The sequence below is a fragment of the Citrobacter sp. Ca225 genome (assembly GCF_030337175.1).
In the GTDB taxonomy this organism is placed as follows: domain Bacteria; phylum Pseudomonadota; class Gammaproteobacteria; order Enterobacterales; family Enterobacteriaceae; genus Citrobacter_A; species Citrobacter_A amalonaticus.
On record NZ_JAOWCD010000053.1, the window covers coordinates 1 to 17,589 of the forward strand.

The following is a 17,589-nucleotide window of genomic DNA, read 5'->3' on the forward strand; positions in this document are numbered from 1 at the left end:
GAACCATGCCGACGCTTACTGTTATAAAACATTTCGATGTAATCAAAAATATCGCTGCGGGCTTCTTCCCGCGTTCCGTAGATTTTTTTCTTTATCCGTTCACGTTTCAACAACTGGAAAAAGCTTTCTGCAACCGCATTATCATGGCAGTTACCGCGACGGCTCATGCTGCCCTCCAGGCCGTGTGATTTCAGGAACGACTGCCACTCATGGCTTGTGTACTGACTGCCCTGATCCGAATGAACCAGCACCTGTTTTTGGGGATTACGCCGCCATACAGCCATCAGCAGTGCGTTCAGGACAATGTCCTTTGTCATCCGGGATTGTATGGACCAGCCGATAATTTTGCGTGAGAACAGATCAACAACCACGGCAAGATACAGCCAGCCTTCGTGGGTCCTGATGTAGGTTATGTCCGTTACCCAACTCTCATCCGGAGCATCCGGATTGAACTGTCGCTGGAGCCTGTTGGGCGACACGATACTGGCCTCGCCTTTACGTGCCCGCGGGCTCCGGTATCCGACCTGAGCCTTTATCCCGACACGTTTCATCAGTCGCCAGACTCTGTTCACTCCGCACTGTTGCCCGCTGTCCCGCAGATCCAAATGGATTTTGCGATAACCATAGACGCATCCCGATTCCAGCCAGAACTGTTTAATCTGCCCTGTCAGCCTCAGGTCTGCCTGATGGCGTTGTGAATGCGGCTGCTGAAGCCAGGCGTAAAAACCACTGGGATGAACATCCAGCACCCGACAGAGCAGGCGAACAGGCCAGCAACAGGTGTTGTCACGGATAAAGGCGTACCTCAGTCGGACAGCTTTGCGAAGTACGCCGCGGCTTTTTTTAATATGTCCCGTTCGTCGGTAACCCGCTTCAGCTCTTTCTGGAGACGGCGGATCTCGGCCTGAGCATCTGACTCTTCTTTATTAGTGGAAGAATCTGGACCGTACTTCTTTATCCAGGCGTAAAGGCTGTGGGTGGTGATATCGAGACGTGTTGCAACGCTGGCAACAGAATAACCGCGATCAACAACCTGTTTGACTGCTTCAATTTTAAACTCTTCGGGATAACGCTTACCGCTCATGGGCACCTCTCTTTAAGCCATCTTAAATGACTCTGAGGTGTCTGTTAAACCCGTGGCGATTCAGGCAGGGATAACATTAATATTACAAAAAGGGTGTTTTTGATTTTCATATAATAATTCCTTTCAGACAGGTACCGGTTAAGTGTAGCTGAGTCAGACAAAAAAGCCCCCTGACGGGGGGCAAAAATGTAGCAACGTTGTTTCAGGAAAATCTATCAGGGAAAAGGTAACAGCACGGATACTACCGTCGCATTCAGCCTGCATTGATCATGCGGCGGTGCGCTTCGGCCATGGCCTGATGTGGGCCGGATTGCCCGTTATTCATGAATTCATGGGCAACCGCTGCTCTTTCATGCTCATTCATCGCCGCGTAAGACGTTGACGGGACGGTCGTGGATACCGTGTTATTTCCCATCATCTTCTGATGACTTTCCACCATTTTCTGGTGCGCATCCGCCGAGCCGTTCGTCATGGTTTCATGAGCAATAATGGCCTGTTCATGCTGGTCCATACCGGTCATACGAGGAGCAGTCCCCTGGATCCCGACAGGAGCCGCAGCAGACTGCATCTGGTGAGCAGGAGCCTGTGCATTGTTGACGCGATCATGGATATTCACGGTTTCAGTGGCCCAGACCGATGAAATTAAACCAAAGCCCAGCAAAGATGCTAATACGATATTTTTCATGATAACTCTCCATTTCTGAATTAGTGATGTCCGGGGAAGTACAACCGGTGTTTTCAGTTCCATAACTGAAACAAGTTCGGCAGCGTTTATTTCTCCGGAAGAGGGCTGGATATTCATTTCCTGGCGTACTCTGACGCCGGGTATTGATGAAGCAATCCAGCCTTCCTGATAAGTTGCACTAATTATATCGAATGGCTTCTGTTTGCTGCATGACAGGCTAATGACATCTTTGTCATTTACATCTTTATTTTCAGCATTGGGTTTCCGGGATCATTTTCTCCAGTCTGGGCACGGATAAGATAAAACGCGTGGAGCGTACGTCTGATTCCACCTGCACTCTTCCGTGATGTGCTTCCACGATTGACTTCACAATCGCAAGGCCGATGCCGCTGCCTTCTCCTTTTCGTTGTCTGGATGGATCCACCCGATAAAAACGGTCAAACAGCCTTGATAAATGTTCTTCAGGGATCGGTTTCCCTGGATTTTCAATCACAAGGTCAAAAAAGCTCTCCTGCTTTCTTATTGAGACGGTGATGGCCTGTCCCTCCGGGGTATAACGCAGGGCATTGGATAACAGATTATTGATCGCTCTTCTGAACATTTGTGGATCTCCCTCAACCAGGCAGGGCATCCCGTTAAATTTGAGCGTGATATTGCGTTCTTCGGCCCAGGCTTCGAAAAACTCGAAGACTTTCATGACTTCTGCTCTGAGGTCAAAACGGACCCTGTCAGGTATAAGCTGGTTATTGTCCGCCTGTGCCAGAAACAGCATGTCGCTGACCATTTTGGTCATCCGGTTATACTCTTCAAGACTGGAGTAGAGGACATCCTCAAGTTCCTTCTGGGTTCGATCCTGACTCAGTGCGATTTCAGTCTGCGTCACCAGATTGGTGATGGGCGTTCTGATCTCATGCGCGATATCGGCAGAGAAATTGGCCTGGCGGGTAAAGACGTCCTCAATCTTTCCAATCATATAATTGAACGAGATAACCAGTTGCTCCAGCTCAATGGGAACGCGTGTCGGTTCCAGCCGCGCATCAAGATTCTCGGAGGTGATGTTTTTAATGGCATTGCTGACATTACGAAGGGGCAGGTGCCCCTGACGGACAGCGATGCGAATGATCAGAACAATCAGCAGGCTTATCACGACGGCGATCGCAATCAGATTTTTTTTCAGCGCATTGAGGTAATGGAGATGGAAATTAATGGAGAGGCCAGTCAGCATGACATAATTCTGCTGTTTGCCCTGAAATATCGCCTGGCCAGAGGAGGCGATAATCCGGTATGTTTCCATCTTCATTTCAGACCCGGTATCCATCGGTCTCGCAGGATCCTCCACCGTCCAGAGAAAGACATCCCGTGCGCGGCTGTGCTCGCTAAAATCTGCGGAATTCACGGCCGGGTGTAGTGCCGCCCCCTGCGCTGAACTAAAGAGCACTTCCCCCCTGGGATTGAGGAGCAAAAGGGCAACGTTGCGGTAGCTGGCAATCGACTCCTTTATTTTGCTTACTTTTTTTTCATCCGGATCCACCGGGGACTGCAGTATACGGTTCAGGGTAGTGCTGATTTGTTGAAGATCGCTGACATCCTGCTCGGCAAAATGATTTTCAACAGAATGCAGCATAAACCAGGTGAAGGCGATAAAAGCCAGTATCGTGGACAGGCTGATAAAAAAGGTCAGCCGCAGGGCGAGTGAGAAAGGGCGCCTGGAAGGTTTGCTATGCATCCGGGGCCTCCAGCATATAGCCCACGCCCCGGACAGTCTGGATCAGCTTTGTCCCGTAATCGTTGTCTATTTTAGCGCGGAGTCGCTTTACGGCGACATCAATCGCGTTAGTGTCGCTGTCAAAATTCATGTCCCAGACCTGAGAGGCAATCAGGGAACGGGGAAGAACCTCTCCCTGATGGCGAATGAAAAATTCCAGCAGGCTGAACTCTTTACTGGTGAGCACAATGCGGTTTCCGGCGCGACTGACTTTTCTGGATACGAGATCAATCGAGAGATCAGCCACCCTAAACTGGCTTTCCGTGATCATCGTGTTTCCCCGCCTCAGAAGGGTTTTCACCCGGGCCAGCAGTTCGGCAAACGCAAAGGGTTTAACCAGATAATCGTCCGCACCCAGTTCCAGTCCTTTGACCCTGTGTTCGATCGTGCCGAGGGCCGTCAGCAGTAAGACCGGCATACCCTTTCCGGCAGTGCGCAGCATCCGGATGATATCCCAGCCGTTCACATCAGGCAGCATGATGTCCAGAATGACTAAATCATACTCGGCTGTCATGGCGAGATGATATCCGGTAAGACCATTATCAGCGTGATCCACTACGAACCCTGCCTCTCTAAGCCCTTTGCTGAGATATTCACCTGTTTTAATTTCGTCTTCGACGATCAATATTTTCATCTTGCTCCCCGGCTGGCTGCTAAGGTCATTCTATTGCGCCCACGATCGTTATCAACGGATTACAGCAAAAATGACAACATTGTCATTATCCTGTCACCCGACAAACAGAGTGCATTCTGTAAAGTAACCCTGGTAATACTCTGGACTTCATTTGAACCATTTACCAGGTCTGCCTGGACGAGAAGCGTTATGTTCAAATTAAAATTACTCAGCATTAGCACGATATTCATCCTGGCCGGTTGTGTCTCTCTGGCACCTGAATATCAGCGCCCGGCAGCACCGGTACCCCAGCAGTTTTCACTGTCCCGAAACAGCCTGACGCCAGCAGTGAATGGTTATCAGGATACGGGCTGGCGTAACTTTTTTGTCGATCCCCAGGTTACACGGCTGATTACTGAAGCCCTGAATAATAACCGCGATTTGAGAATGGCTGCCCTGAAGGTTGAAGAGGCCCGGGCCCAGTTCAACGTCACGGATGCAGATCGTTATCCCCAGCTGAATGCCTCATCCGGGATCACATACAGCGGTGGTCTGAAAGGCGACAAGCCGACCACACAGGAGTACGACGCGGGTCTGGAACTCAGCTATGAGCTCGATTTTTTCGGCAAACTTAAGAACATGAGTGACGCTGATCGCCAGAACTACTTTGCCAGCGAAGAAGCCCGTCGGGCCGTACACATCCTGCTGGTCTCCAGCGTTTCACAAAGTTATTTCAGCCAGCAACTGGCGTACGAACAACTCCGTATTGCGCGGGAAACGCTGAAAAATTATCAACAGTCCTATGCTTTCGTTGAGCAACAGCTCGTGACCGGGAGTACGAACGTTCTGGCTCTTGAACAGGCCAGGGGACAAATCGAAAGTACCCGCGCCGAAATAGCCAAACGAGAAGGCGATCTGGCTAAGGCAAACAATGCCCTGCAACTGGTGCTGGGAACGTACCGCGCACTTCCGTCAGAAAAAGGGATGAAAGGCGGGGAGATCGCACCAGTAAAATTACCACCAAATCTGTCTTCACAAATTTTGCTGCAGCGACCGGATATTATGGAAGCGGAATATCAGCTGAAAGCGGTTGATGCCAATATTGGCGCAGCGCGAGCGGCCTTTTTCCCCTCCATTACCCTGACCAGTGGTCTTTCCGCAAGCAGTACGGAGCTGTCCAGCCTGTTTACGTCAGGAAGTGGAATGTGGAATTTTATCCCTAAAATTGAAATTCCTATATTTAATGCTGGCAGGAATAAAGCCAATCTGAAGCTGGCTGAAATTCGCCAGCAACAGTCGGTGGTTAATTACGAACAAAAAATTCAGTCAGCCTTTAAGGATGTTTCCGACACGCTTGCGCTGCGCGACAGCCTTAGCCAGCAACTTGAGTCACAGCAGCGTTATCTTGATTCACTTCAGATAACTCTCCAGCGTGCCAGAGGATTGTATGCAAGTGGTGCTGTCAGTTACATCGAAGTGCTGGATGCAGAACGTTCCCTCTTCGCTACCCAGCAAACCATTCTCGATCTTACCTATTCCCGGCAGGTTAACGAAATTAATCTGTTTACCGCGCTGGGTGGCGGTTGGGTAGAGTAAATTTATTTAATTAATCAGGAAATTAAAATGCGTAATTCACTTAAAGCCGTTTTATTTGGTGCCTTCTCTGTCATGTTTTCTGCCGGTCTTCATGCTGAAACACATCAGCATGGCGATATGAATACTGCCAGTGATGCTTCGGTACAGCAAGTTATCAAGGGCACCGGTGTCGTTAAAGACATTGATATGAATACTAAGAAAATCACCATTTCGCATGAAGCAATTCCAGCGGTGGGCTGGCCTGCAATGACCATGCGCTTTACTTTTGTTAATGCAGACGATGCTATTAATGCCCTGAAAACAGGCAACCATGTCGATTTCTCGTTTATTCAGCAGGGCAATATCTCCTTACTCAAAAGCATTAACGTGACGCAGTCCTGATTGGCTGTCCGGAGCGATTACATCCTGTGCGCCTGTACATTCACATAGGTATATGTGTGAGTTAACCGTCAGGCGCATATGCCAGGTGTTTTGATTTTTTAGCGGAAAATTGTATGGCTTCTTTAAAGATAAAATATGCTGCAATAATTATCAGCAGCCTCATAGCAGGGGGGCTGATATCGGTTACTGCCTGGCAGTATGTAAACTCAGCACAAAAGACAGAAAAAACAGAACAAAAGGCACCGGAACGAAAGGTGCTTTTCTGGTATGACCCAATGAAACCGGATACCAAATTTGATAAACCCGGAAAATCGCCCTTTATGGATATGGACCTGGTGCCAAAATATGCTGATGACAGTGGCGATAAAAGCAGTGGCGGGATCCGTATCGACCCAACCCAGGTTCAGAATCTGGGATTAAAAACGCAAAAAGTCACGCGAGGAATGCTGAATTATTCTCAGACAATCCCGGCTAATGTCAGCTATAACGAGTATCAGTTTGTTATTGTGCAGGCGCGTTCTGACGGGTTTGTCGAAAAAGTCTACCCCATGACGATTGGCGATCATGTGAAGAAGGGGACGCCACTTATCGATATTACCATTCCGGACTGGGTGGAAGCACAGAGTGAATTCCTTCTGTTATCCAGCACCGGTGGTACTTCCACGCAAATTAAAGGCGTTCTGGAACGGCTTCGCCTGGCAGGTATGCCGGAAGAGGATATTCAGAGACTGCGTTCTACCCGGAGCATTCAGACCCGTTTTACCATTAAAGCACCTATTGATGGTGTCATTACTGCATTTGACCTGCGCACCGGCATGAATATTTCGAAAGATAAGGTGGTGGCTCAGATTCAGGGAATGGACCCGGTCTGGATCAGCGCTGCAGTGCCAGAATCTATCGCCTATCTGCTGAAAGATACGTCGCAGTTTGAAATTTCGGTACCGGCTTATCCGGATAAAACATTCCATGTCGAAAAATGGAATATTCTTCCCAGCGTGGATCAGACAACCCGTACGCTTCAGGTCCGTCTCCAGGTTTCTAATAAGGATGAGTTTCTCAAGCCGGGCATGAATGCCTATCTGAAACTGAATACCAGAAGCCAGGAGATGCTGCTGATACCAAGCCAGGCCGTTATCGATACCGGCAAAGAACAGCGCGTGATTACTGTTGATGATGAAGGCAAGTTTGTGCCGAAACAGATCCACGTTCTGCATGAATCACAGCAACAGTCCGGCATCGGCTCCGGCCTGAATGAAGGCGATACCGTGGTGGTCAGTGGCCTGTTCCTCATTGACTCCGAAGCCAATATTACGGGCGCGCTGGAACGTATGCGCCACCCTGAAAAAACAAAAAGCAGTATGCCAGCAATGTCTGACCAGCCTGTAAATATGCATTCAGGGCACTGAGGAGACGACGATGATTGAATGGATTATCCGGCGCTCTGTCGCCAACCGTTTCCTGGTCATGATGGGGGCCCTGTTTCTCAGCATCTGGGGAACATGGACGATTATTAACACGCCGGTAGATGCCTTGCCTGACCTGTCAGATGTGCAGGTCATTATCAAAACCAGCTATCCCGGCCAGGCCCCGCAGATTGTAGAAAACCAGGTCACCTATCCGCTTACCACCACCATGCTGTCCGTGCCTGGCGCAAAAACCGTGCGTGGTTTTTCACAGTTCGGGGATTCGTATGTGTATGTCATTTTTGAAGACGGCACCGATCTGTACTGGGCGCGCTCTCGCGTGCTGGAGTATCTGAATCAGGTTCAGGGAAAACTGCCTGCTGGTGTGAGTTCTGAAATCGGTCCTGATGCCACGGGTGTGGGCTGGATTTTTGAATATGCCCTTGTCGATCGCAGCGGAAAACACGACCTTTCAGAACTGCGTTCTCTGCAGGACTGGTTCCTGAAGTTTGAGCTGAAAACCATTCCTAATGTCGCTGAAGTTGCATCCGTAGGCGGCGTGGTTAAGCAGTATCAGATCCAGCTTGACCCGGTAAAACTGACGCAGTACGGCATCAGTCTGCCAGAAGTAAAACAAGCTCTTAGCTCATCTAACCAGGAAGCCGGTGGCTCATCTGTTGAAATTGCTGAGTCAGAGTATATGGTCCGGGCCAGCGGTTATCTTCAGACTATTGATGATTTCAAAAATATCGTCCTGAAAACGGGGGAAAATGGAGTACCTGTTTACCTGCGTGATGTTGCCCGCATACAAATGGGACCGGAAATGCGGCGTGGTATCGCTGAGCTTAACGGTCAGGGCGAAGTCGCTGGCGGAGTGGTGATCCTGCGTTCGGGCAAAAATGCACGCGAAGTCATTACGGCGGTGAGGGATAAACTGGACACGCTGAAGGCAAGCCTGCCTGAAGGAGTGGAGATCGTAACGACATACGATCGCAGCCAGTTAATCGATCGTGCGATTGACAACCTCAGTTACAAGCTTCTTGAAGAGTTTATCGTTGTTGCTGTCGTTTGCGCACTGTTCCTCTGGCATGTCCGTTCTGCCCTGGTGGCGATTATTTCTCTGCCACTTGGCCTGTGTATCGCCTTTATCGTCATGCACTTCCAGGGGCTGAATGCCAACATTATGTCGCTGGGAGGGATTGCAATAGCCGTCGGAGCGATGGTGGATGCCGCCATCGTCATGATCGAAAACGCGCATAAACGGCTTGAGGAGTGGGACCATCAGCATCCCGGGGAACAGATTGATAATGCCACCCGCTGGAAGGTTATCACTGACGCCTCCGTTGAAGTGGGTCCAGCGCTGTTTATCAGCCTGCTGATTATCACATTATCGTTCATTCCTATTTTTACCCTGGAAGGGCAGGAAGGGCGTCTGTTTGGTCCGCTGGCCTTTACAAAAACGTATTCCATGGCGGGTGCAGCCATACTGGCAATCATTGTTATCCCTATTCTGATGGGGTTCTGGATCCGCGGGAAAATTCCTGCTGAGACCAGTAACCCACTGAACCGGTTGCTGATTAAAGCGTATCACCCGTTACTGCTCAGGGTACTACACTGGCCAAAAACAACCCTGCTGGTTGCGGCTTTATCCATTTTCACTGTTATCTGGCCACTGAGTCAGGTGGGCGGCGAGTTTTTACCGAAGATTAACGAAGGTGACCTGTTGTATATGCCGTCAACGTTACCTGGCGTGTCTCCTGGAGAAGCTGCTGCGCTCTTACAGACCACGGACAAACTAATCAAAACGGTGCCTGAAGTGGCCTCAGTTTTTGGCAAGACCGGTAAGGCTGAGACCGCCACGGATTCTGCTCCGCTCGAAATGATGGAAACCACCATCCAACTGAAACCTGAGGATCAGTGGCGTCCAGGCATGACGATTGACAAGATTATTGAAGAACTCGACAGGACCGTCCGTTTACCGGGTCTGGCCAACCTCTGGGTACCGCCTATCCGTAACCGTATTGATATGCTCTCAACCGGCATTAAAAGTCCGATAGGTATTAAGGTATCGGGTACTGTTCTGTCGGATATCGATGTAACAGCACAGAGTATCGAAGCAGTCGCTAAAACCGTACCTGGTGTGGTTTCCGCACTGGCTGAACGACTGGAAGGTGGACGTTATATTGATGTGGACATTAACCGGGAAAAAGCTTCCCGGTACGGGATGACTGTGGGCGACGTCCAGCTGTTCGTCTCTTCAGCAATCGGTGGGGCTATGGTGGGTGAGACGGTTGAAGGCGTGGCCCGGTACCCTATTAACATTCGCTATCCGCAGGATTACCGTAACAGTCCGCAGGCGTTGAGAGAGATGCCAATCCTGACCCCAATGAAGCAGCAAATTACGCTGGGCGATGTTGCCGATATTAAGGTCGTTTCCGGACCAACCATGCTGAAAACCGAAAATGCCCGGCCAGCCAGCTGGATTTATGTTGATGCCCGCGGCAGGGACATGGTGTCGGTGGTGAACGATATTAAGACGGCCATCAGTGAGAAAGTGAAACTGAGACCGGGGACCAGTGTGGCATTCTCAGGACAGTTTGAATTACTCGAGCACGCCAATAAGAAATTAAAACTGATGGTACCGATGACGGTGATGATCATCTTCATCCTGTTATATCTGGCATTCCGCAGGGTTGATGAAGCCCTGTTGATCCTGATGAGCCTGCCGTTTGCCCTGGTTGGCGGGATATGGTTCCTGTACTGGCAGGGCTTCCATATGTCAGTGGCGACCGGAACCGGGTTTATCGCCCTGGCCGGGGTGGCAGCAGAGTTTGGCGTGGTCATGCTGATGTATCTGCGTCATGCCATTGAAGCGCACCCGGAATTGTCCCGTAAAGAGACGTTCACACCGGAAGGCCTTGATGAAGCCCTCTATCATGGTGCCGTACTGCGTGTCCGGCCGAAAGCCATGACCGTGGCGGTGATCATTGCGGGTCTGCTGCCAATACTCTGGGGAACCGGTGCAGGTTCAGAAGTCATGAGCCGTATCGCGGCACCCATGATTGGTGGGATGATCACGGCTCCGCTGCTGTCCCTGTTCATTATTCCTGCCGCCTACAAATTAATCTGGCTGCGCAGACATAAAAAAAGCGTGTCCTGAACCTGAAAGGGCACCCCCTGTGGGTGTCCTTCTTTACTGATTCACCCTGACGTCAGGGTTTATATCGATAATATACAGAGGTGAGTATGAAAAAAGTGGTTCTAATGGCGCTGGCTCTCGGCCTTTCACTACCCGCGATGGCGAGTGAAAAAGTGATTGATATGTACAAATCTGAAAACTGTGGCTGTTGTTCCCTGTGGGGCAAAGCGATGGAAAAAGACGGGTTTGAAGTACGAACTCACGTCATGAATGATCAGGCGCTGTCAGCCCTGAAAGAAAAGCATGCTATTCCTGCAGGACTACGAAGTTGTCATACCGCGGTTGCCGGTAATTTGATCATTGAAGGCCATGTGCCTGCGACAACGATACATAAGGCAATGCAGTCTGGTTCGGGTATATACGGTCTCGCCACCCCCGGTATGCCAGCAGGAAGTCCTGGAATGGAGATGGGAGCCCGAAAAGAGGCTTACGATGTTATCGCATTCTCACCGGATGGAAGTAAAAAAGTCTTCCAGCGAATCGAATAGTCAGCGGAACGGCTGATAACGGGACGCCGGTAGCAGGCACTCCTGTGCCGGCGATATTCGTGGTAATCGCATCCATGACATACCCTGAAGACAGAAGATGCTTCGGTATGCATAAGGAGAGTTACTGTGAAAAATGACAATGCAGTGCAACACAACAACCAGACTGCTTCTGAGCAGACATTATCCCCGGACGAGGGCCACGTATTGCATAAGGTGAGAGATCCCGTGTGCGGGATGGCCATCCTGCCCGACAGGGCGCACAGCAGCATTCGATACCAGGACCATCAACTTTATTTCTGCTCCGCCAGCTGTGAGAGTAAATTTAAAGCCCATCCCGATCGTTATCTTACCGAAGATGCCAGTGAACATTCCCATCACCATCACCACGATCATCACGAAGTCAGCCCTGATCAGATAAAACAGCCTCACCACCAGGCGGAAAAAGAGAATGCTGAAGGTGTGTGGACATGTCCGATGCACCCGGAGATACGCCGCAGTGGTCCCGGAAGCTGTCCTGTCTGTGGAATGGCACTGGAGCCGCTCGTAGCTACGGCATCCACGGGGCCGAGTGATGAACTTCACGACATGACAAGACGCTTCTGGCTGGGGTTGTTGCTGGCGTTTCCGGTTCTGGTACTCGAAATGGGATCTCATCTGTTTCCCGACTTGAGGAATACAGTACCGCCACAGTACAACACATGGCTGCAGTTGCTTCTGGCCTCCCCTGTCGTGTTGTGGTGTGGCTGGCCATTCTTCGCCCGGGCCGGAATGTCGTTACGTAACCGCTCCCTGAATATGTTTACCCTTGTTGCAATGGGGACCGGCGTAGCCTGGGTTTACAGCGTCATTGCAACCGTCTTCCCCTCCTGGTTTCCTGCATCGTTCAGAAACATGGATGGCCTGGTGGCCGTTTATTTTGAAGCCGCAGCAGTTATTACGGTGCTTGTTCTGCTGGGACAGGTTCTTGAGCTGCGGGCACGGGAACAAACCTCAGGCGCCATTACTGCGCTTCTGAACCTTGCCCCCAAAACCGCCAGACGGCTGGATCATGACGGTCATGAAACGGATATTAATGCGGAAGATGTCCTGCCTGGCGATAAGCTCCGCATCAGACCTGGAGAGAGTATTCCGGTCGACGGTATCGTGATCGAAGGCAAAACAACCGTTGATGAATCGATGGTGACCGGGGAGTCTATGCCGGTTACCAAAACGAAGGGTGACCCTGTCATTGGGGGGACGATTAATCAGACAGGTAGTCTTATCATCCGTGCAGAGAAAGTCGGTGATGAAACGATGCTCTCACGAATTGTTCAGATGGTCGCTGATGCACAGCGTTCGCGTGCCCCCATCCAGAGAATGGCTGACAGCGTTTCAGGCTGGTTTGTTCCTCTGGTGATACTTATCGCGGTTGTTGCTTTCGTGATCTGGTCTGTCTGGGGGCCCGAGCCCAGGATGGCGCACGGTCTGATTGCGGCTGTGTCGGTCCTGATTATTGCCTGCCCCTGCGCACTGGGGCTGGCCACACCGATGTCGATAATGGTGGGGGTAGGCAAAGGAGCCCAGGCCGGGGTGTTAATCAGGAATGCCGAAGCCCTTGAACGTCTTGAAAAAGTGGACACGCTGGTTGTCGACAAAACAGGCACGCTCACGGAAGGTTCGCCTACGGTGACAGGGATTATCAGTCTCAATCCGGGTGGGGAAGCATCTCTTTTACGTGTAGCGGCCGCAGTGGAAAAAGGCTCGCAGCATCCGCTGGGTATGGCTGTAGTCCGGGCAGCCCAGCACAGGGGGATCATGATACCCGCAGTCAGTGATTTCAATGCTCCGTCGGGGAAAGGTGTTTCAGGCGATGTTGAAGGTCAACGGGTTGTTATTGGTAATGAACTGGCTATGCAGGAAAACAGTATCGTTATTGATAATCAAAAGGCCGTTGCGGATACGTTGCGGATGGAAGGCGCTACCGTTATCTATGTGGCCACAGATGGGTACCTTGCAGGCCTGATAGCTATCTCGGATCCCGTGAAAGCAACCACGCCGGATGCGCTTAAAGCTTTGCGTCAGGCGGGGATCCGCATTGTTATGCTCACCGGGGATAACCAGCTTACTGCTGAAGCAGTCGCACGGAAACTGGGAATAGATGAGGTTGAAGCCGGGGTTCTGCCTGACGGCAAAAAAGCAGTGATAACCCGACTGAAAGCGTCTGGTCATGTGGTTGCGATGGCGGGGGACGGTGTAAATGATGCCCCGGCGCTGGCAGCGGCTGACGTGGGCATAGCTATGGGAACGGGTACAGATGTGGCAATTGAAAGTGCCGGAGTCACCCTTCTCAAAGGCGACTTGATGATACTGAACAGGGCCCGTCATCTGTCAGAGATCACCATGAAAAATATCCGACAGAATCTGTTTTTTGCATTTATCTACAACGCACTTGGCGTGCCTGTGGCTGCAGGTCTGCTTTATCCTGTGTATGGAATACTGCTGTCGCCAGTTATTGCGGCGGCGGCCATGGCTCTTTCCTCCGTCAGCGTCATTGTGAATGCGTTGCGTCTGAAAAGTGTCAGGCTCGGGAAATAACACTGAGTGAAGGGTCAGTTACGAACAGAAGGAGTCCAGTATGAAAAGTACCACCTATGCGCTTATTGCTGTCGCCGCGATCGCGGCATTTGCCCTCCTGCGCGAACACTGGTCACATGTGGCAGGTTACTGGCCATATCTGTTATTGCTGGTCTGCCCGCTAATGCATCTTTTCCACGGCCACGGAGGGCATGGAGATCATCAACATCACGGAAGTGAAAACGATAAAAAAATTAATCCGGCAGACGGGGCCGCGTCGCGGTCCCGTTATCAGTCCAGGTATCGTTCGTAGTCTCTGACATGCGCAAAGGCATGCTGTTCGAGTTTGTTATCAGCGGGTGCCGCTGCCCGGAACGCCAGAGAGTTAACAGGGTTGTTATTGATGACCAGCTCGTAATGCAGATGAGGACCGGATGAACGTCCGCTGTTACCGGATAACGCAATAGCACCTCCCCGTGTAACCCTGGCCCCTTTAGTAACGAGTATTTTATTGAGGTGGAGATAGCGAGTTTTAACACCGGCTTTTCCCGTTACTTCAACAAAATATCCCATGGTACTGTTGTATTCGGCCCGGGTGATTTTTCCGTCGATGACGCTGACTATTTTCGTGTTCATGGGCATGGAATAATCAATGCCATTATGGGGACTCACTTTTCCCGATACCGGGTTAAGTCTTGCAGGATTGAAAGGCGAACTGAGTCTTGCTGTGGCCGGTAACGGATAATCGAGACTGCCTTTCCCGGAAGTATCGGAAAGGTTATAGAACTTTTTATCTGATATACGATACGCCGTGTAATTAAATGAACCGGACGTAAATTTATAGGCCACGACACGTGATTTTCCCGCTTTCTTTTGCAGTACGAGTTTTAATGATTCATTTTTTTTCAAATGCCGCAGATTAAACCGGGAAGGCAAGGAGCGCTGAAGAGTAGCGATCTCGTTCGATTCCAGCCCCGAGCGGGTGGCTGAAAGGTAGGCATTTTCTTTTACGACATCGGTAGAATACATTTACTGGAATTCGCCGTTAGCATGAACACTGCGGCGTATGCTAGGGGTTTTCAGGAGGCGTGTCATCTGTCAGTTAATCGGGAGCACCGTTGATGGTCGTCATTTTTGTAACATATCTTGTTTCCCGTTTGCTCCTGAAGCTCTGGGAACTGTATGACCAGCCCGACGGTGATGATTAACGGGACTGAAACAGGTTACGGCAGAGCAATATGGGGCTCATGTCCTGCTACGTAACCCGTCAGTAAAGCCCTGCTGCGCACCTGACGCTAAGCACTAACCCGCCTGCAGTTACCTGGTCGAATACAGCCCGCGAAGCTTTCTTGCCTGCGTCTGATGTGCTTCCGCACCGGCATTATTGACCTGCTCATGCACGAGAGCGGCTTTTTCTCCGGCATTCAGTTCGTTAAAAGAAGAAGACGAGGTCTTTGAATTTGCATCACTGCCGGACAGCATTTTTTTATGTTCCTCAATCATTTTCTGATGCGCATAGGACGCGCTGTTGTTCATAAATGAATGAGCAACAATGGCCCTTTCATGTTCATTCATTTCAGAGAATGAGGGCGTGTTGTTTTTATTAACCCTGTCCGGTAAGTTTTCATGCGTCGAGGAATTCACATGACTGACGGCTGAGGCATTATTAACAAATCGATGTGCTTCATGGGCAATATCACTGGACTGAGCAAAAGCTGCCCCACAAAATAAAGCTGTAAACGCAGTGGTCGTGATTAATATATTCATGTGTAATTACCTTCTGAGGTACATAAAAGATGTCCTTATGATCATATATAAAAATAATCAACCTGTGGGGAAGATGACGTAAATGTAATACAGCTATGTACATTACACGATTGTAATGAATTTGTTTCTTAAGGTGTGCTAGATTCATTTCATTGTAAGTGGATGAACCAGTAATTTAATTTAAATCGGTTCTCGAATTCTGTCAGTAACCATACTTTAAATAAGGGAATGCGCATGCTGTTGAAAACTTCTCGACGAACTTTCCTGAAGGGGTTAACCCTCTCTGGCGTAGCCGGAAGTCTTGGCGTATGGAGTTTCAATGCGCGTTCCAGTCTGAGCCTGCCAGTTGCCGCATCCCTGCAGGGTACTCAGTTTGACCTGACCATTGGTGAAACGGCCGTCAATATCACGGGCAGTGAGCGTCAGGCCAAAACAATCAATGGAGGCCTGCCGGGGCCCGTTCTTCGCTGGAAAGAAGGTGACACCATTACCCTGAAGGTCAAAAACCGTCTTAATGAACAGACGTCCATTCACTGGCACGGCATTATTCTTCCGGCCAATATGGATGGTGTTCCGGGGCTGAGTTTTATGGGCATAGAGCCTGATGATACCTACGTTTACACCTTTAAGGTTAAGCAGAACGGGACTTACTGGTACCACAGCCATTCCGGTCTGCAGGAACAGGAGGGGGTATACGGTGCCATTATCATCGATGCCAGGGAGCCAGAACCGTTTGCTTACGATCGTGAGCATGTGGTCATGTTGTCTGACTGGACCGATGAAAATCCTCACAGCCTGCTGAAAAAATTAAAAAAACAGTCGGATTACTACAATTTCAATAAACCAACCGTTGGCTCTTTTTTCCGCGACGTGAATACCAGGGGGCTGTCAGCCACCATTGCCGATCGGAAAATGTGGGCTGAAATGAAAATGAATCCGACTGACCTCGCGGATGTCAGTGGCTACACCTACACCTATCTCATGAACGGGCAGGCCCCGCTGAAAAACTGGACCGGACTGTTCCGTCCCGGTGAAAAGATACGCTTACGGTTTATCAACGGCTCGGCAATGACCTATTTCGATATCCGTATCCCCGGGCTGAAAATGACGGTCGTGGCTGCAGATGGCCAGTATGTAAACCCGGTTACCGTTGACGAATTCAGGATTGCCGTTGCCGAAACCTATGATGTCATTGTGGAGCCTCAGGGTGAGGCCTATACCATCTTCGCACAATCCATGGACAGGACCGGTTACGCTCGAGGGACACTGGCCACGAGAGAGGGGTTAAGTGCTGCCGTTCCCCCCCTCGATCCCCGTCCTCTGTTGACCATGGAAGATATGGGTATGGGGGGAATGGGACATGATATGGCAGGAATGGACCACAGCCAGATGGGAGGCATGGATAACAGCGGAGAGATGATGTCTATGGACGGTGCTGACCTTCCGGATAGCGGGACATCCTCCGCGCCCATGGATCACAGCAGCATGGCCGGTATGGATCATTCCCGGATGGCCGGAATGCCGGGTATGCAAAGTCATCCTGCGTCAGAAACGGATAACCCACTGGTTGATATGCAGGCGATGAGCGTCTCTCCGAAATTAAATGATCCGGGTATTGGTCTTCGAAATAACGGAAGAAAGGTTCTCACGTACGCGGATTTGAAAAGCCGCTTTGAGGATCCTGACGGACGTGAACCTGGCCGTACCATAGAACTGCATTTAACCGGCCACATGGAAAAGTTTGCCTGGTCATTTAACGGAATCAAGTTTTCAGATGCCGCACCGGTGCTGCTGAAATACGGTGAGCGGCTCAGGATCACGCTGATCAACGATACCATGATGACTCACCCCATTCACCTGCATGGTATGTGGAGCGATCTGGAAGATGAAAACGGTAATTTCATGGTTCGTAAACACACAATAGATGTTCCCCCTGGTACAAAACGCAGTTACAGAGTGACAGCAGATGCGCTTGGCCGCTGGGCGTATCACTGCCATTTGCTCTATCACATGGAAATGGGAATGTTTCGTGAAGTCCGGGTGGAGGAATGATGC

At 50.4% G+C, this 17,589-nt stretch carries 13 protein-coding genes and 1 pseudogene; 8 read left to right on the forward strand and 6 right to left on the reverse strand.

Translation table 11 applies throughout. From position 1 onward, the window contains the following. From OGW13_RS05235 to silR, 4 genes are all read right to left on the reverse strand, one after another. Positions 1–1,084 (reverse strand): IS3 family transposase gene (locus tag OGW13_RS05235; RefSeq protein WP_287115741.1). Its coding sequence is split into 2 segments (ribosomal slippage), with 1,085 coding nucleotides annotated over them: positions 1–847 and positions 847–1,084; the frame shifts between segments, so codons are not numbered across the junction. This gene is flagged as partial in the annotation. A 253-nt stretch (positions 1,085–1,337) separates the two neighbouring features. Next, positions 1,338–1,769 carry a silver-binding protein SilE gene (gene silE / locus OGW13_RS05240; RefSeq protein WP_038633721.1) on the reverse strand — a complete coding sequence of 144 codons (432 nt, stop codon included), beginning with the start codon at positions 1,767–1,769 and terminating at the stop codon, positions 1,338–1,340. Between the two features lie 250 nt (positions 1,770–2,019). After that, positions 2,020–3,495, reverse strand: a complete 1,476-nt coding sequence (gene silS / locus OGW13_RS05245; protein WP_287115776.1) for a copper/silver sensor histidine kinase SilS — start codon at positions 3,493–3,495, stop codon at positions 2,020–2,022. Beyond that, positions 3,488–4,168 (reverse strand): copper/silver response regulator transcription factor SilR, encoded by a 681-nt coding sequence (gene silR, locus OGW13_RS05250; protein ID WP_115625903.1) that lies wholly within the window; start codon positions 4,166–4,168, stop codon positions 3,488–3,490. The genes silS and silR overlap by 8 nt, the downstream gene beginning before the upstream one ends. A gap of 189 nt (positions 4,169–4,357) precedes the next feature. Here silR and silC point away from each other — a divergent pair, with 189 nt between their 5' ends. The 7 genes and pseudogenes from silC to OGW13_RS05285 form a co-directional block, all read left to right on the forward strand. Further along, on the forward strand, positions 4,358–5,743 hold the full coding sequence (gene silC, locus OGW13_RS05255; protein WP_287115777.1) for a Cu(+)/Ag(+) efflux RND transporter outer membrane channel SilC: 1,386 nt from the start codon (positions 4,358–4,360) through the stop codon (positions 5,741–5,743). A gap of 27 nt (positions 5,744–5,770) precedes the next feature. Further along, on the forward strand, positions 5,771–6,124 hold the full coding sequence (gene cusF, locus OGW13_RS05260; protein ID WP_001246155.1) for a cation efflux system protein CusF: 354 nt from the start codon (positions 5,771–5,773) through the stop codon (positions 6,122–6,124). A gap of 113 nt (positions 6,125–6,237) precedes the next feature. Further along, positions 6,238–7,530 (forward strand): Cu(+)/Ag(+) efflux RND transporter periplasmic adaptor subunit SilB, encoded by a 1,293-nt coding sequence (silB, locus tag OGW13_RS05265; protein ID WP_115625902.1) that lies wholly within the window; start codon positions 6,238–6,240, stop codon positions 7,528–7,530. 10 nt (positions 7,531–7,540) lie between these two features. Further along, positions 7,541–10,687, forward strand: a complete 3,147-nt coding sequence (gene silA / locus OGW13_RS05270; RefSeq protein WP_022630602.1) for a Cu(+)/Ag(+) efflux RND transporter permease subunit SilA — start codon at positions 7,541–7,543, stop codon at positions 10,685–10,687. 86 nt (positions 10,688–10,773) lie between these two features. Then, positions 10,774–11,214: a DUF411 domain-containing protein gene (locus OGW13_RS05275; RefSeq protein ID WP_000758228.1), complete on the forward strand. Its 441-nt coding sequence runs from the start codon at positions 10,774–10,776 to the stop codon at positions 11,212–11,214. Positions 11,215–11,340: 126 nt separating this feature from the next. After that, positions 11,341–13,788 carry an Ag(+)-translocating P-type ATPase SilP gene (gene silP / locus OGW13_RS05280; protein WP_115625900.1) on the forward strand — a complete coding sequence of 816 codons (2,448 nt, stop codon included), beginning with the start codon at positions 11,341–11,343 and terminating at the stop codon, positions 13,786–13,788. A gap of 40 nt (positions 13,789–13,828) precedes the next feature. Beyond that, positions 13,829–14,020 (forward strand): annotated as a pseudogene (locus OGW13_RS05285) (DUF2933 domain-containing protein); the annotation flags it as partial. Positions 14,021–14,058: 38 nt separating this feature from the next. On the opposite strand, the gene OGW13_RS05290 reads toward OGW13_RS05285, so the two are convergent. After that, a complete protein-coding gene (locus tag OGW13_RS05290) occupies positions 14,059–14,796 on the reverse strand; it encodes a peptidoglycan DD-metalloendopeptidase family protein (RefSeq protein WP_000287502.1) in 738 nt (245 codons plus the stop codon). A 288-nt stretch (positions 14,797–15,084) separates the two neighbouring features. Further along, positions 15,085–15,534: a PcoE/SilE family metal-binding protein gene (locus tag OGW13_RS05295; RefSeq protein WP_001023257.1), complete on the reverse strand. Its 450-nt coding sequence runs from the start codon at positions 15,532–15,534 to the stop codon at positions 15,085–15,087. Positions 15,535–15,768: 234 nt separating this feature from the next. On the opposite strand from OGW13_RS05295, the gene pcoA reads away from it, so the two are divergent. Further along, a complete protein-coding gene (gene pcoA, locus OGW13_RS05300; RefSeq protein WP_000925242.1) occupies positions 15,769–17,586 on the forward strand; it encodes a multicopper oxidase PcoA in 1,818 nt (605 codons plus the stop codon). Positions 17,587–17,589: the final 3 nt, after the last annotated feature.

What these genes read in the sequence shown, in the direction of transcription:
- silE (WP_038633721.1), bottom strand. Translation starts at nt 1,769, where the DNA reads ATGAAAAATATCGTATTAGCATCTTTGCTGGGCTTTGGTTTAATTTCA.
- silS (WP_287115776.1), bottom strand. Translation starts at nt 3,495, where the DNA reads ATGCATAGCAAACCTTCCAGGCGCCCTTTCTCACTCGCCCTGCGGCTG.
- silR (WP_115625903.1), bottom strand. Translation starts at nt 4,168, where the DNA reads ATGAAAATATTGATCGTCGAAGACGAAATTAAAACAGGTGAATATCTC.
- silC (WP_287115777.1), top strand. Translation starts at nt 4,358, where the DNA reads ATGTTCAAATTAAAATTACTCAGCATTAGCACGATATTCATCCTGGCC.
- cusF (WP_001246155.1), top strand. Translation starts at nt 5,771, where the DNA reads ATGCGTAATTCACTTAAAGCCGTTTTATTTGGTGCCTTCTCTGTCATG.
- silB (WP_115625902.1), top strand. Translation starts at nt 6,238, where the DNA reads ATGGCTTCTTTAAAGATAAAATATGCTGCAATAATTATCAGCAGCCTC.
- silA (WP_022630602.1), top strand. Translation starts at nt 7,541, where the DNA reads ATGATTGAATGGATTATCCGGCGCTCTGTCGCCAACCGTTTCCTGGTC.
- OGW13_RS05275 (WP_000758228.1), top strand. Translation starts at nt 10,774, where the DNA reads ATGAAAAAAGTGGTTCTAATGGCGCTGGCTCTCGGCCTTTCACTACCC.
- OGW13_RS05290 (WP_000287502.1), bottom strand. Translation starts at nt 14,796, where the DNA reads ATGTATTCTACCGATGTCGTAAAAGAAAATGCCTACCTTTCAGCCACC.
- OGW13_RS05295 (WP_001023257.1), bottom strand. Translation starts at nt 15,534, where the DNA reads ATGAATATATTAATCACGACCACTGCGTTTACAGCTTTATTTTGTGGG.
- pcoA (WP_000925242.1), top strand. Translation starts at nt 15,769, where the DNA reads ATGCTGTTGAAAACTTCTCGACGAACTTTCCTGAAGGGGTTAACCCTC.